Origin of the sequence: Acidovorax sp. FHTAMBA (assembly GCF_038958875.1) — a bacterium.
Classification (GTDB): domain Bacteria; phylum Pseudomonadota; class Gammaproteobacteria; order Burkholderiales; family Burkholderiaceae_C; genus Acidovorax.
Map to the genome: position 1 here is coordinate 4,107,402 of NZ_CP152407.1, position 13,758 is coordinate 4,121,159.

12 protein-coding genes and 1 pseudogene are annotated in these 13,758 nt (G+C 61.8%); 5 read left to right on the forward strand and 8 right to left on the reverse strand.

Annotated elements, in window-relative coordinates:
• Positions 1 to 174 precede the first annotated feature (174 nt).
• From AAFF19_RS19150 to AAFF19_RS19165, 4 genes are all read left to right on the forward strand, one after another.
• A complete protein-coding gene (locus tag AAFF19_RS19150; RefSeq protein WP_182118825.1) occupies positions 175 to 3,117 on the forward strand; it encodes a ribonucleoside-diphosphate reductase subunit alpha in 2,943 nt (980 codons plus the stop codon).
• Between the two features lie 136 nt (positions 3,118 to 3,253).
• Complete coding sequence (locus AAFF19_RS19155; protein WP_008905939.1) at positions 3,254 to 4,450, forward strand: ribonucleotide-diphosphate reductase subunit beta; 1,197 nt, start codon at positions 3,254 to 3,256, stop codon at positions 4,448 to 4,450.
• Between the two features lie 23 nt (positions 4,451 to 4,473).
• Positions 4,474 to 4,635: a hypothetical protein gene (locus AAFF19_RS19160; RefSeq protein WP_160165354.1), complete on the forward strand. Its 162-nt coding sequence runs from the start codon at positions 4,474 to 4,476 to the stop codon at positions 4,633 to 4,635.
• On the forward strand, positions 4,635 to 5,231 hold the full coding sequence (locus AAFF19_RS19165) for a histone (RefSeq protein ID WP_342720801.1): 597 nt from the start codon (positions 4,635 to 4,637) through the stop codon (positions 5,229 to 5,231). Before AAFF19_RS19160 ends, AAFF19_RS19165 begins: the two co-directional genes overlap by 1 nt.
• 102 nt (positions 5,232 to 5,333) lie before the next feature.
• On the opposite strand, the gene AAFF19_RS19170 is transcribed toward AAFF19_RS19165, so the two are convergent.
• The 8 genes and pseudogenes from AAFF19_RS19170 to AAFF19_RS19205 all read right to left on the reverse strand — a co-directional run bounded on the left by AAFF19_RS19170 (position 5,334) and on the right by AAFF19_RS19205 (position 12,129).
• Complete coding sequence (locus tag AAFF19_RS19170) at positions 5,334 to 6,230, reverse strand: carbohydrate kinase family protein (protein WP_008904760.1); 897 nt, start codon at positions 6,228 to 6,230, stop codon at positions 5,334 to 5,336.
• Between the two features lie 28 nt (positions 6,231 to 6,258).
• Positions 6,259 to 7,239 (reverse strand): DUF3426 domain-containing protein, encoded by a 981-nt coding sequence (locus tag AAFF19_RS19175; RefSeq protein WP_246330762.1) that lies wholly within the window; start codon positions 7,237 to 7,239, stop codon positions 6,259 to 6,261.
• A 453-nt stretch (positions 7,240 to 7,692) separates the two neighbouring features.
• A pseudogene (locus AAFF19_RS19180) lies at positions 7,693 to 7,797 on the reverse strand (zinc-ribbon domain-containing protein); the annotation flags it as partial.
• Positions 7,798 to 7,853: 56 nt separating this feature from the next.
• Positions 7,854 to 8,756, reverse strand: a complete 903-nt coding sequence (gene prmA / locus AAFF19_RS19185) for a 50S ribosomal protein L11 methyltransferase (RefSeq protein ID WP_182118827.1) — start codon at positions 8,754 to 8,756, stop codon at positions 7,854 to 7,856.
• A gap of 73 nt (positions 8,757 to 8,829) precedes the next feature.
• The gene (accC, locus tag AAFF19_RS19190; RefSeq protein WP_182118828.1) at positions 8,830 to 10,179 is read right to left on the reverse strand and encodes an acetyl-CoA carboxylase biotin carboxylase subunit; all 1,350 of its coding nucleotides are present in this window, start codon (positions 10,177 to 10,179) and stop codon (positions 8,830 to 8,832) included.
• Between the two features lie 180 nt (positions 10,180 to 10,359).
• Entirely contained in the window at positions 10,360 to 10,806 is a 447-nt protein-coding gene (gene accB, locus AAFF19_RS19195; RefSeq protein WP_182118829.1) for an acetyl-CoA carboxylase biotin carboxyl carrier protein, read from the reverse strand.
• Between the two features lie 145 nt (positions 10,807 to 10,951).
• On the reverse strand, positions 10,952 to 11,533 hold the full coding sequence (locus AAFF19_RS19200; RefSeq protein WP_182118830.1) for a TlpA disulfide reductase family protein: 582 nt from the start codon (positions 11,531 to 11,533) through the stop codon (positions 10,952 to 10,954).
• Positions 11,530 to 12,129, reverse strand: a complete 600-nt coding sequence (locus tag AAFF19_RS19205) for a hypothetical protein (protein ID WP_182118831.1) — start codon at positions 12,127 to 12,129, stop codon at positions 11,530 to 11,532. Before AAFF19_RS19205 ends, AAFF19_RS19200 begins: the two co-directional genes overlap by 4 nt.
• A 168-nt stretch (positions 12,130 to 12,297) precedes the next feature.
• Between AAFF19_RS19205 and mpl the strand changes: the two genes are divergently transcribed.
• On the forward strand, positions 12,298 to 13,722 hold the full coding sequence (mpl, locus tag AAFF19_RS19210; protein WP_182118832.1) for a UDP-N-acetylmuramate:L-alanyl-gamma-D-glutamyl-meso-diaminopimelate ligase: 1,425 nt from the start codon (positions 12,298 to 12,300) through the stop codon (positions 13,720 to 13,722).
• Positions 13,723 to 13,758 lie beyond the last annotated feature (36 nt).

Here is a 13,758-nt window from a genome sequence, read left to right on the forward strand (position 1 = left end):
AGGTGATTTCAAATTTCCGGTGAATTTACGGCGGTACACTACCGGTAGTGTCTTGAATGCCTGCGACACACCATATATAGTGTGCGCCAGACCGCCGCCTGCTGCACCACTCACCTACTGCTGCGGCACCTAGACTCCGCACCGTTCCCCAGACAGCCCACAGAAGAGGATCCCATGCAAGCTGCTTTGAACACGCCTTCCACGCCCCACGCCACGCCCACCGAGGTACCAGCCAACCAGTCCGCGCAAGCAATGGCTGGCAGCTCTCTAGCGCACTATCAGATCATTCGCCGAAATGGCGCGGTCGTGCCATTTGAACCGCAGAAAATCGCAGTCGCAATGATGAAGGCCTTTCTGGCCGTTCATGGAACTCAGGGCGCGGCCTCCGCCAGCGTGCGCGAAGTGGTCGATACGTTGACCAGCAACGTCACACGCGCTCTGATGCGGTCCCGTCCTGGCGGCGGCACCTTCCACATAGAAGATGTGCAGGACCAGGTCGAGCTGGGCCTGATGCGTGGCGGCCACCACGAAATTGCCCGCGCCTATGTGCTGTACCGCGAGCGCCGTACGCAAGAGCGCGCCCGCCAGGCCGAACAGCAAAGCCCTGCGGTGTCCATTCCCCTGCTGCATGTGCTCGATGGCGGCGAGCGCGTCGCACTGGACTCGCACCGCCTGCAGGCATTGATTGAATCAGCCTGCGTGAACCTCGGTGCCGACGTGAAGGCCGACCCCATCGTGGCCGAGACCATGCGCAACCTGTATGACGGTGTGCCCATGGACGAGGTCTACAAGGCCTCGATCCTTGCTGCGCGTACCCTCATCGAGAAGGACCCGGACTACACCTATGCCACCGCCCGCCTGCTGCTGCACACCATCGTGCGCGAAGTGCTGGGCCGCGAGGTGACGCAGGATGGCATGGGCCAGGCGTATATCGAATATTTCCCGCAGTTCATCAAGAAGGGCGTGGACAACGACCTGCTGGATGAGCGCCTGATGCAGTACGACTTGCAACGCCTGGGCGCCGCACTCAAGGCAGACCGCGATCTGAAGTTTGATTACCTCGGTTTGCAGACCCTGTACGACCGCTACTTCCTGCACGTCAAAAAAACCCGCATCGAGCTGCCGCAGGCCTTCTTCATGCGTGTGGCCATGGGCCTGGCGCTCAATGAAACCGATCGCGAAGCCCGCGCCATCGAGTTCTATGAAGTGCTCTCGTCGTTCGACTTCATGTCGTCCACCCCCACGCTGTTCAACAGTGGCACCCTGCGCTCGCAGCTGTCCAGCTGCTACCTGACCACGGTGCCCGACGACCTGGATGGCATCTACGAGTCGATCAAGGAAAACGCCCTGCTGTCCAAGTTTGCTGGCGGCCTGGGCAACGACTGGACTCGCGTGCGCGCCCTGGGCTCCCACATCAAGGGCACGAATGGCGAATCGCAGGGCGTGGTGCCCTTCCTCAAGGTGGTCAACGACACGGCCGTGGCGGTGAACCAGGGCGGCAAGCGCAAGGGCGCCGTCTGCACCTACCTGGAAACCTGGCACCTGGACATCGAAGAGTTCCTGGAACTGCGCAAGAACACCGGCGACGATCGCCGCCGCACGCACGACATGAACACGGCCAACTGGATCCCTGACCTGTTCATGCGCCGCGTGATGGAAAAGGGCACCTGGACGCTGTTCTCCCCTTCTAACGTGCCCGACCTGCACGATCTGTTTGGCGCCGACTTCGAAAAGGCCTATGTGGCCTACGAAGAAAAGGCTGCACGTGGCGAGATCAAGCCCGCCAAGACGATCCAGGCCACGGACCTCTGGCGCAAAATGCTGACCATGCTGTTCGAGACCGGCCACCCCTGGATCACCTTCAAGGATGCCTGCAACGTGCGCTCGCCCCAGCAGCACGCTGGCGTAGTGCATTCTTCCAACCTGTGCACCGAGATCACGCTCAACACCAGCGACACCGAAACCGCCGTCTGCAACCTCGGTTCGGTCAACCTGCTGCAGCACATCAAGGACGGTCAGATCGACCACGACAAGCTCAAGAAAACCATCACGGTCGCCATGCGCATGCTCGACAACGTGATCGACATCAACTACTACGCCGTCAAGAAGGCCCGCGATTCCAACCTGCGCCACCGCCCGGTCGGCCTGGGTGTGATGGCATTCCAGGACAGCCTGTACGAACTGCGCATCCCCTACGCTTCGCAAGAGGCGGTGGAATTCGCCGACAAGTCGATGGAAGCCATCTGCTACTACGCCTACTGGGCGTCCACCGAACTGGCCAAGGAGCGCGGAAAGTACTCCAGCTACAAGGGCTCGCTGTGGGATCGCGGCATCCTGCCTTTCGACACGCTGGACATGCTCGCGCAGGCCCGGGGCGGCTATGTGGAAGTGGACCGCTCTTCCACGCTCGACTGGGATGCGCTGCGCAAGAAGATTGCGCTGGACGGCATGCGCAACTCCAATTGCGTGGCCATTGCGCCCACCGCCACCATCTCCAACATCATCGGCGTCGATGCGTCGATCGAGCCCTCGTTTGGAAACCTGTCGGTCAAGTCCAACCTGTCGGGGGAATTCACCATCATCAACGGTGGTCTGGTGCGTGACCTCAAGCGCCTGGGGCTGTGGGACGACGTCATGATCATGGACCTCAAGCATTTCAAGGGTTCGCTGCACCCCATCGACCGCGTGCCGCAGGACATCAAGGCGCTTTACTCCACGGCCTTCGAGGTCGAACCCCAGTGGCTAGTAGAGGCAGCCTCGCGCCGCCAGAAGTGGATTGACCAGGCACAGAGCCTGAACATCTATATGGCCGGCGCATCGGGCAAGAAGCTCGACGACACCTACAAACTTGCCTGGATCCGGGGTCTGAAGACGACTTACTACCTGCGCACGCAAAGCGCTACGCACGTCGAGATGAGCACGGTCAACACGCGCCAGCTCAACGCAGTTTCGTCAGGCAATGATGGTGGCTCCTCTGCTTCTCTGGCTACCCCCCACGCCAGACCCAGCGCGCTGGAAGCTGCGGCCGCAGCAGCGGCCCAGCAGACATCCGCAGTGCCTGCCACCGACGTCAAGTTCTGCGCTATCGATGATCCTGGCTGCGAGGCCTGCCAATAACGCACGTGCTGCGCGACGCCTTGGGTTATCGCGGGGCGTCGCGCGTGTGCTGTGAAGCAACAAATCGTTGCTGGACAACGCTTGAGTGCTTTTCTTTTCGCAGCACTGCTTTCATAATCCGAACACTGGAAAATCTATGTTGACCTGGGACGAAGAAGTCAAGCCCTCATCGCAAAATCAACTGGACGGTGGACTGAACAAGAGCCACCTGGCGGGACAGCCGCCTTTGCCTTTCCAGACCCCGTCGCTGCAAGAAGTGCACGCATCGATGACTGCCTCGTCGGCAACACCAGCAGCACCTGCAGCTGCCACACATCGCAGGGTGAATGCGGCCGACAAGCGCATCATCAACGGCCAGACCGACGTCAACCAGCTGGTGCCTTTCAAGTACAAGTGGGCGTGGGAAAAGTACCTCGCAACCTGCGCCAATCACTGGATGCCCCAAGAAGTGAACATGACGCGCGACATCGCGTTGTGGAAGGATCCCAACGGCCTGACGGACGACGAGCGCCGCATCATCAAGCGCAACCTGGGGTTTTTTGTCACTGCCGATTCTCTGGCCGCCAACAACATCGTGCTGGGCACCTATCGGCACATTACAGCGCCAGAGTGTCGTCAGTTCCTGCTGCGCCAGGCGTTTGAAGAAGCGATTCATACACACGCCTACCAGTACATCGTGGAGTCACTGGGGTTGGACGAGAGCGAAATTTTCAACGCTTACAACGAAGTCCAATCCATCCGCGACAAGGACGAGTTCCTGATCCCCTTCATCGAGGCGATCATGGATCCAAACTTCCACACCGGCACCCCCGAAAACGACCAGACCCTGCTCAAGTCGCTGATCGTTTTCGCCTGCCTGATGGAAGGCCTGTTTTTCTATGTTGGCTTCACGCAGATCCTGGCCCTGGGCCGCCAGAACAAGATGACAGGTGCCGCCGAGCAGTACCAGTACATACTGCGCGACGAGTCCATGCACTGCAACTTCGGCATCGACCTGATCAACCAGCTCAAGCTCGAAAACCCCCATCTTTGGACAGCCGAATTCAAGGCCGAAATCAAGGCGCTGTTCCTCAAGGCGGTGGAGCTGGAGTACCGCTACGCGGAAGACACCATGCCACGTGGCGTGCTGGGCATGAACGCCTCCATGTTCAAAGGCTACCTGCGTTACATCGCCAATCGGCGTGCTACACAGATCGGACTGGAAACGCTGTTCCCCAACGAAGAAAACCCGTTCCCGTGGATGAGCGAAATGATCGATCTGAAGAAGGAACGCAACTTCTTCGAGACCCGGGTTATTGAATACCAGTCCGGTGGTGCGCTGTCCTGGGACTAGCGTCTTTTTCGCATCACACCACCATGGATATCTACACCACGTCCCCTCACAACTGCGCCGCAGGGCGCTGCGAGTGGGGCGTTTCCGTGTTCATGGGGATGGAGTTCCTCTCCATCCCCATGGATCACTTTCTGTCCAATGCAGACAGCGAGTGCTCTTTGTCTATTGACCCAAGGAGAACATGATGGCAACTGCGAAAAAACCAGCCGCTAAAAAAGCAGCACCGGCAAAGAAAGCCGCTCCCGCCAAGAAGGCTGTAGCAGCGAAAAAGGCTGCACCTGCCAAGAAGGCAGCAGCACCGGCAAAGAAAGCCGCTCCCGCCAAGAAGGCTGTAGCAGCGAAGAAGGCCGCACCTGCCAAGAAGGCAGCGGCACCGGCAAAGAAAGCCGCTCCCGCCAAGAAGGCTGTAGCAGCGAAAAAGGCTGCACCTGCCAAGAAGGCAGCAGCACCGGCAAAGAAAGCCGCTCCCGCCAAGAAGGCTGTAGCAGCGAAGAAGGCCGCACCTGCCAAGAAGGCAGCGGCACCGGCAAAGAAAGCCGCTCCCGCCAAGAAGGCTGTAGCAGCAAAGAAGGCTGCACCTGCCAAGAAGGCAGCGGCACCGGCAAAGAAAGCCGCTCCCGCCAAGAAGGCTGTAGCAGCGAAGAAGCCCGCCGCCCCCGCAAAAAAGGCCGCTCCCGCGAAGAAGGCCCCCAAGGCGCCTGCCCCTGCTGCTGCACCCGCCGCTCAAACTACTTTGAACCCCCAGGCGGCGTGGCCTTTCCCTACGGGCAACAAGCCCTGATCCTTGCGTGTCACGCGCTCAACCCGGTGCACTTGTGTACCGGGTTTTTTTCCGCCATCAGCGCGCGCTCTGCACCGAGCAGGCGGGAAATATCGCGCGTAGTTACGCAGCCTTGAAATCGAGGGTGTAGTTCTGCGGCCCGCGCTGTGCGATCTTGAGCGCGCCCACCCGATTGCCGAGCTCGGCACAACGCACCAGCGGCCAACCTTGTTCCAGGCCAAACAGCAGTGCGCCGCGCCACGCGTCGCCACATCCCGTTGGGTCCACCACCTGGGCGGGCACGGCCGCATGCACATGGGTTTTCTCTCCACCTACCCAGATCTCGCAGCCTTCTGCGCCAAGCGTCACCACCAGTCCCTGCACCTTGTGCGAGATCTCGGCAAGAGTCCAGCCCGTGCGGTCGCAAAGCATTTTTCCTTCGTAATCGTTCACCGTCACCCAGGTGGCTTGTTCAACAAATCGCGCCAGCTCTTCTCCATTGAACATGGGCAGCCCCTGGCCCGGATCGAACACAAAAGGAATACCCGCTGCGACAAACTGCGCCGCGTGCTCCAGCATGGCGTCACGACCGTCTGGCGCAATGATCCCCACGTTCACACCCATGCCAGGCACGATCCGGTTCCGGTGCGCCTGCATCATTGCACCGGGGTGAAACGCCGTGATCTGGTTGTTGTCCCGGTCCGTCATGATCATGGCTTGCGCGGTGTAGGTGTCCTGCACCTGCCCCACGTGGCGGGCACTGATCCCCAGGGATTCCAGGCGTTGCAGATACTCAGCCCCGTCGCTGCCCAACATCGCCATCGGCAGCGGCTCGCCACCCAACAGTTTGAGGCTGTAGGCAATGTTGCCAGCACAGCCTCCAAAATCACGCCGCAATGAAGGCACGAGAAACGATACGTTCAGGATGTGCAACTGGTCGGGCAGTATCTGCTCGGCAAAGCGTCCTTCGAACGTCATGATGGTGTCGAATGCCAGGGAACCGCAGATAAGGACAGCCATATCAGAAGAGGTAGTGGGTTAATTAAGATCAGGGATAAAAAGCCAGCAGCCGATATCCGGCCACGCGCGCTCCACCGGTAGTCACGATCACCGACACGGACGCGCTCCATTCCCCCCGGGCGGGCAACGCGCCGGGAGCTCCCATGTCGTTCGGCAACAGCACCCTTCGAAGCACGGGCTGGTCCTGCGTGTCGGTTAACGTGAGCTCGACCGCAGGTGTCGCCAGTGGTATCGAGGCCTTGTTTTTGATGGTCACCGAAAATTGATAGCTGTCACCCCGGGCCTTGTTGAACGCGGAACTGTCTATAACCACATCAGCGATCTGGCGCGGTGGCGCGATCTCGCACCCAAGAGGACCACAGAGTGCCGTCACCCACGGTCGCGAACGAGGATCCATCGCCGCCAGCCGATCGCGCTCCTGAACGGCCACTTGCAAGGCAAGCGCCACCATCAATGTCGAGAGCACAAGGAACAGGCCCGCCCGCACCATTGGCTTGCGCCAGAACGCCTTGCGCCGGGCAGCAATCACAAAGCTGACTTCCTGTTCCGACGCTGCCAGACCTTCTTCGTCGTCAATGTGCTGCCCGCCACCCGAGGCCGACAATGGTTTGCGCGGAGGCGGCTGCAACACTGCTGCAGGGGAGTCATCTTCCACCAGCGAGAGGGGCTCTGCCTCCGGCACAAAATTCAGTGGCGGCAAGGGTGCTGTCGCCCCCACAACCGCAGAAGCAGGTACGGCCGCAGTTGGAGCCATTTCGGCCAACTCCGAATCCCCCCCAATGGATGAGCGCTTCGCAGGCAACTCCAGGGCAGGAAACTCCATAGGAGCTGCGCCCACCGAAATATCTGGCACAGGAACGAGGTCCTCTTCATCCGGCAACGGTGCCGACGGCAGCTCGTAGCCTGCTGGCGCAGAGAGTCCACTCGCGGGATCGGCGAGAGCACCGGCAGCGCTGTCTAAAGAAGCACCCATGCGGTCGGCTTGCTTGAAAGAAGCGGCCTCCGTCACCGTGGATGAAGGTAGAGCACTGCTGCCCTGACCCGCTGCTGGGGGACGAGACTGCGCATCAGAACGCCAGGTAAAAGGCTTCAGAAGTCCTGAGGGAGGATCTTCTTCCGCCGTGGCGCGCCCGCTGGGCGTTGCCGCCAGAAACGGCGGCACTGCAGGCTGGGGGATGTCCAGAACGGGCGATCCCGCCTCTCCCTGTGCCTGGCTTGAAACCTGCGCGATCTCCTCGGAACGAGACGGGGCAAATGGCGTGGGCTGGGTTGCAGCGGAAACCTCAGCATACCCTTTGCCCGAAGGGGAGGACGCTGGCGGAGCCGGTGGCTGCCCCCAGGACCGGACGCCCTCCTGAGAACGTGTCACGGGAGCTGGGGGCGGGCGGGTATCGGTCAGCGATACATCGGGCAGCAATGACGGCGGGGCTGCAGGCAACAGGTACGCTGACGCGTCGAACACCTCATTGCACTGCCCGCACCTCACCCAGCCTTGCGAGATGCGCAATTGGTCTGCCACCACCTTGAAAGAGGTCGCACAGGACGGGCAGCGAGTGATCTGGCTCATCAGCGATGGATTGTAGGGGTGCGCAAGAGCCCGCCGCGGCGGGGATGCAGCCGGTCTCAGCGGCGGGCTGTCATCAGTATCCAGCCATCCTCTGCGTCCGACACTTCCAGCGGAACCCAAGGGGCGTAAGCCGCTTTCAGTTCGTCAACCTGGCGTTCGAGAATTCCCGCCAGTACCAGGTTTCCCCCAGGGGCCACGTGGCTGCACAGGAGGGGCGCCAGCACGCGAAGGGGCGTGGCAAGAATGTTGGCCAACACCGTCTGGTATTCACCCCGCGCCTTGTCCGGCAGCCCCGCATGGAGCAACACGTCATTGGCTTTCGCATTCAGCGCCGTGGATTCGACAGCCGCAGGATCGATATCCACCGCATCGATATCCATAGCGCCAAACTTGGCGGCACCGATAGCAAGGATGCCGGAGCCACAGCCATAGTCCAGAACCCGGCCCAACGGATCGCCCATGGATGGTTCGATGGCGCCATGGCAGGCAATCCAGCGCAGGCACATGCGCGTTGTGGGATGCGTGCCAGTGCCAAAGGCCAGGCCCGGATCGAGCCGGATGCTGCGCTTTGCCTGGGCTGGCAATTCATGCCAGGTGGGGACAATCCAAAAGTCGGGCGTGATGTCCACGGGCGCAAACTGCGACTGCGTGAGCCGCACCCAGTCCTGCTCGGGCACATGGGCAATGCCGAGCACCTGGCAGCCCGCGAAAAAATCCTGCACCACCAGCAACTGCTGTGCTTCGCGGGCCGCCACCTCGGAGGGGAACAAAGCCACCACGCGACTGCGTTGCCAGCCATCCTTGGGCGGGGGCATGCCAGGCTCGCCAAACAGGGCCTGTTCGGCGTCCGTCTGCGCATCGGCATCCTCTACCGAAACGGACAGAGCATCGAGCGCATCCAGCGCATCGCTGACCGCTTCGATCCGGTCCTCAGGGCACATCAGACTCAGCTCAAACATAGACGCCTCTCGAAAAATGAAATGCTGACCCCTGTTGCCAAGGGCCAGCATATGAAACTGCCAGATGCCGTCTTCAGCGCTTGTGCTGCGACAGCCACTCTTCCAGGTAGTGGATGTTGGTGCCGCCGGCCATGAACTTGGCGTCCACCATCAGCTCGCGGTGCAGCGGCACGTTGGTGTTGATGCCTTCGATCACCGTCTCGGACAGCGCCGTGCGCATGCGGGCCAGGGCCTGCTCGCGCGTGTCGCCGTGCACGATGATCTTGCCGATCATCGAGTCGTAGTTAGGCGGCACAAAGTAGTTGGTGTACGCATGCGAATCCACACGCACGCCGGGGCCGCCTGGTGGATGCCACGTTGTGATACGCCCGGGCGACGGAATGAACTTGTAAGGGTCTTCCGCATTGATCCGGCACTCGATGGCATGGCCCCGGATCTCGATCTGGCGCTGGGTGAACGGCAGCTTCTCGCCCGCCGCGACCATGATCTGCGTCTTCACGATGTCCACGCCGGTGATCCACTCGGTGACGGGGTGTTCCACTTGCACACGGGTGTTCATCTCGATGAAGTAGAACTCACCGTTTTCGTACAGGAACTCGAACGTGCCCGCGCCGCGGTAGCCGATTTTCTTGCAAGCGGCCACGCAGCGCTCGCCGATCTTCTCGATCAGCTTGCGCGGGATACCAGGCGCTGGCGCCTCTTCGATCACCTTCTGATGGCGGCGCTGCATAGAGCAGTCGCGCTCGCCCAGATAAACCGCGTTGCGGTGCTTGTCCGCAAGGACCTGGATCTCGATATGGCGCGGGTTCTGGAGGAACTTCTCCATGTACACCGCCGGGTTGCCAAACGCTGCCCCGGCCTCTGCCTTGGTCATCTGCACGGCGTTGACCAGTGCGGCCTCGGTATGCACCACGCGCATGCCGCGACCACCCCCACCGCCTGCAGCCTTGATGATGACCGGGTAGCCCACGGCCTTGGCAATGCGACGGATCTGAACGGGGTCATCGGGCAACTCGCCCTCCGAGCCCGGTACGCAGGGAACGCCTGCGCGGATCATCGCGTGCTTGGCCGATACCTTGTCACCCATGATCCGGATGGATTCGGGGGTGGGGCCAATGAACTGAAATCCGCTTTTTTCCACACGCTCGGCAAAGTCCGCGTTTTCGGACAGGAACCCGTAGCCCGGATGGATGGCTTCCGCATCGGTCACCTCGGCGGCCGAAATGATGGCTGGCATGTTGAGGTAAGACAGCGGCGAGGGCGCGGGGCCGATGCACACCGCTTCTTCGGCCAGCTTGACGTACTTGGCGTCGCGGTCAGCCTCGGAATAGACCATCACAGCCTTCACGCCCAGCTCACGGCAGGCGCGCTGGATGCGCAGAGCGATCTCACCACGGTTTGCGACCAGGATTTTTTTAAACATATTGCTTATCCACAGTGCATCGCGCTGCGCGCGACGCTTGAAACTGGCGCGCCACCGGGCCAGGAGGCCACGCAAGCGCCATGATCACCTTGCTGACCTTGCTCAGGGCTGGGCTCCCCACCCACCTCGCCAGGCAACAGAAGGGCGACACGGCAACGCCGCTCAGCAGGTTGCACCCATTCATTCAATGACGAACAACGGCTGCCCGTATTCCACGGCCTGGCCGTTTTCACCCAGGATGCGGGTGACCGTACCTGTCTTGTCGGCCTCGATCTCATTGAGGATCTTCATGGCCTCGATGATGCAGATCGTCTCGCCTTCCTTGACCTGGCTGCCCACCTCCACAAACGCCTTGGCGCCCGGGCTGGAAGACCGGTAGAACGTACCCACCATCGGCGACTTGACGATATGACCTGATGGCACCGCAGGCGCTGGCAGCTCGGCCACAGTGGCAGCAGCGGGTGCAGGGGCGGCAGGCGCCTGCGCAGGGGCGGGCACAAACTGCTGCACTACACCTCCCACGCTCTTGACGATACGGACCTTGCCCTCGGCCTCGGTGATTTCCAGCTCGGAGACGTTCGACTCGGAGACGAGGTCGATGAGTGTTTTGAGTTTTCGCAGATCCATGGAAGCTCCAACGGCTATAAACTGAATAGGGCGCGAATTTACTCCAATTTCGGCCTACTTCACGCTTCCACGGCTATTTTTCGTCAACCCCATGAAGAAAAAACCTCCGATGGTCTGGAAATGAACCGTCTGAGCAGCCACAAGGTCAGCGAAGGGCTGCCCACTGTTTCAGGTCCTGGGGGGTTAACTGCCCCATTTTACGGTGCAGCACGCGACCGCTGGCGCCCAGCACCACGGTGAACGGCAGGCCACCCGTGAGATTGCCCAGCGACCGACCCAGATCTGTCCCGCCCAGTCCGGCCAGCCCCACCGGAAACTCCAGAGGGATGCGTTGCAGGAATTTGCGCACCGCCGAAGGCTGGTCGATGGCCAGCCCCAGCACCTGCCAGCCGGCAGGAGACTGCTGGCGGTAAAAATCATTGAGCATGGGGAGTTCATCCACGCACGGCGGGCACCAGGTGGCCCAGAAGTTGAGCAGCAGCGGCTTGCCCGCCATGGACTGGAGCGACACCACGCCGCCTTCAGGTCTCTCGAACTCCATGGACCAGAGCGCCTGCTCCACACCCTCCTCCATGGCATGCGGTTGAAACTTCCACCATGCCAGACCCGCGCCACCCAGGGCAGCGGCACCCGCGACCCCGGCGTACAGCAGGCGCCTTCGACTGTGCGAAGGCCGCGCACCAGGCGCCGCGGAGGCGGATTCAGGAAGATCAGCTGGAGTGGTCATGGAACGGGTGTTTCCTCAAGCAAACGCCGCAGGGCGGTCATGTCGCCACGGGGCGCGCGCCCCCGGGAGTCCGGGCGCAGCGCGCCGCGCAGGTCATCAAGGTCATAAATCATCAGATGCACGCCGATCATCTCATTGAGCTCGGGCGATTTGCTGCCCACGCTCAAGGCCTCCACGGATTCGCCGTGAAAGCCGGTGACGGTCCGCGGCTCGTAGTCCACATGGTGATCGATCAGCGCAATCTCTGCTGATTTGGGGTCATCGCAGAACAACTGCAGGTAAATATCGGACAGCCGCGTGGCCGTGCCATGCCACACGGCACCCGCCAGGTGGGGGCGAAACGCCGCCATGCGCTCCATCCACACCAGGGCCAGCTGCCGCAGCGCCCTGAGCTCGCGCGGCTGCGTCTCCGCGCAAAAGAGCTGGATGTACTCGCGCACAGCGCCCTCGACCAGATCGTTGTCCGGCAAAGGCGTGCGCGCAGGCAGGCCCATCTGGCGCAAAGCCCGGCGCTTGGCCGGGCCCCATTCCAGCCCCTCTTCCACCACCAGACGGGCCGTGGTGTGGGCGATTTCTTCGCTCAAAGGTGTGTGCATGGCAGTACAGTCAACGGCGGGAAGGAAGCTGCATTGTGTCCCGCCACGCCGGGGCGCATTACGGGTTTCCCCGGAGATTTCCAAGGCCACTATATTTTTCATAGCTTCTAACGCTTATCCATCAAGCGCTGGAGGCTTTTTTTATATTGAACCTTAGAATCTGCGCCCATGCATATACACATACTGGGCATCTGCGGCACGTTCATGGGCGGCCTGGCCGCACTGGCACGCGAGGCAGGCCACAAGGTCACAGGTTGCGACGCTGGCGTTTACCCACCGATGAGCGACCAGCTCCGCGCCTTGGGCATCGACCTGATCGAAGGCTTTGGGGCCGACCAGCTGGACCTCAAGCCCGACATGTTTGTGGTCGGCAACGTGGTGAGCCGCGTGCGAATGCCCGACGGTTCGCCCAAGTTTGCGCTGATGGAGGCCATCCTGGACGCTGGCCTGCCCTACACCAGTGGCCCGCAGTGGCTGGCCGAACACGTGTTGCAGGGCCGCCATGTGCTGGCGGTTGCGGGCACCCATGGCAAGACCACCACCACCTCGATGCTGGCCTGGATCCTGGAATGCGCCGGGCAGCGGCCGGGTTTTCTGATTGGGGGAGTGCCGCTCAACTTTGGCGTGTCGGCACGCCTGGGCGCGCCCCGGCGCCCCGCGCCCGGCAGTGTACCGCTGGGGGCTGCGCCCCTGTTCGTGATCGAGGCAGACGAATACGACACCGCTTTCTTCGACAAGCGCAGCAAGTTCGTGCACTACCGCCCCCGCACGGCGGTACTGAACAACCTGGAGTTTGACCACGCAGACATTTTTGACGACCTGGCCGCCATCGAGCGGCAGTTCCACCACCTGGTGCGCACCGTGCCACCGTCCGGGCGTGTGGTGGTCAACGGGCTGGAAGAAAGCCTTGCCCGCGTGCTGCACACGGGCTGCTGGAGCGAAGTGTCCAGCTTCGGTGAAGCCGTGAGCGATTTTTCGGCACAGGGAGACCCGCAGGCCTTCGATGTGCTGCACCAGGGGCGCAAGGTGGTGCGTGTGGAATGGGCACTGACGGGCGTGCACAACCAGCTCAATGCCCTGGCAGCCATCGCTGCGGCCCACCATGTGGGCGTGAGCCCCGGGGATGCGGCCACCGCGCTGGCCAGCTTTCAGAACGTGAAGCGGCGCATGGAACTGCGCGGCACCGTGAACGGCATCGCGGTGTACGACGATTTTGCCCACCACCCCACCGCGCTCCGAACCACACTGGATGGCCTGCGCCGCAGCCTGGGCCCGGACGTGCGCATCCTTGCCGTCTTCGAGCCGCGCAGCAACACCATGAAACTGGGGGCCATGAAGGCCCAGCTTCCGTGGGCGCTGGAGCCCGCCGACCTGGCGTTCTGCCACACCGCGGGGCTGGACTGGGACGCGGCACAGGCGCTCGCCCCCCTGGGTGTCGGCCCTGGCCTGCGTGCGCAAACCGCTGCCGACATCGACGCCCTGGTACTACAGGTGACCACCGCAGCGCGCCCCGGCGATCACATTGTGTGCATGAGCAACGGCGGGTTTGGCGGCATCCACGCCAAACTGCTCAATTCGCTACAAAAAATATAGCTGACAGCGCTTGATCGTCAAGCGCTAGAGCCTGTT

Bases quoted from the DNA above. Each gene is read 5' to 3' on its own strand.
- AAFF19_RS19150 (WP_182118825.1), top strand. From the start codon at position 175: ATGCAAGCTGCTTTGAACACGCCTTCCACGCCCCACGCCACGCCCACC.
- AAFF19_RS19155 (WP_008905939.1), top strand. From the start codon at position 3,254: ATGTTGACCTGGGACGAAGAAGTCAAGCCCTCATCGCAAAATCAACTG.
- AAFF19_RS19160 (WP_160165354.1), top strand. From the start codon at position 4,474: ATGGATATCTACACCACGTCCCCTCACAACTGCGCCGCAGGGCGCTGC.
- AAFF19_RS19165 (WP_342720801.1), top strand. From the start codon at position 4,635: ATGGCAACTGCGAAAAAACCAGCCGCTAAAAAAGCAGCACCGGCAAAG.
- AAFF19_RS19170 (WP_008904760.1), bottom strand. From the start codon at position 6,230: ATGGCTGTCCTTATCTGCGGTTCCCTGGCATTCGACACCATCATGACG.
- prmA (WP_182118827.1), bottom strand. From the start codon at position 8,756: ATGTTTGAGCTGAGTCTGATGTGCCCTGAGGACCGGATCGAAGCGGTC.
- accC (WP_182118828.1), bottom strand. From the start codon at position 10,179: ATGTTTAAAAAAATCCTGGTCGCAAACCGTGGTGAGATCGCTCTGCGC.
- accB (WP_182118829.1), bottom strand. From the start codon at position 10,806: ATGGATCTGCGAAAACTCAAAACACTCATCGACCTCGTCTCCGAGTCG.
- AAFF19_RS19200 (WP_182118830.1), bottom strand. From the start codon at position 11,533: ATGACCACTCCAGCTGATCTTCCTGAATCCGCCTCCGCGGCGCCTGGT.
- AAFF19_RS19205 (WP_182118831.1), bottom strand. From the start codon at position 12,129: ATGCACACACCTTTGAGCGAAGAAATCGCCCACACCACGGCCCGTCTG.
- mpl (WP_182118832.1), top strand. From the start codon at position 12,298: ATGCATATACACATACTGGGCATCTGCGGCACGTTCATGGGCGGCCTG.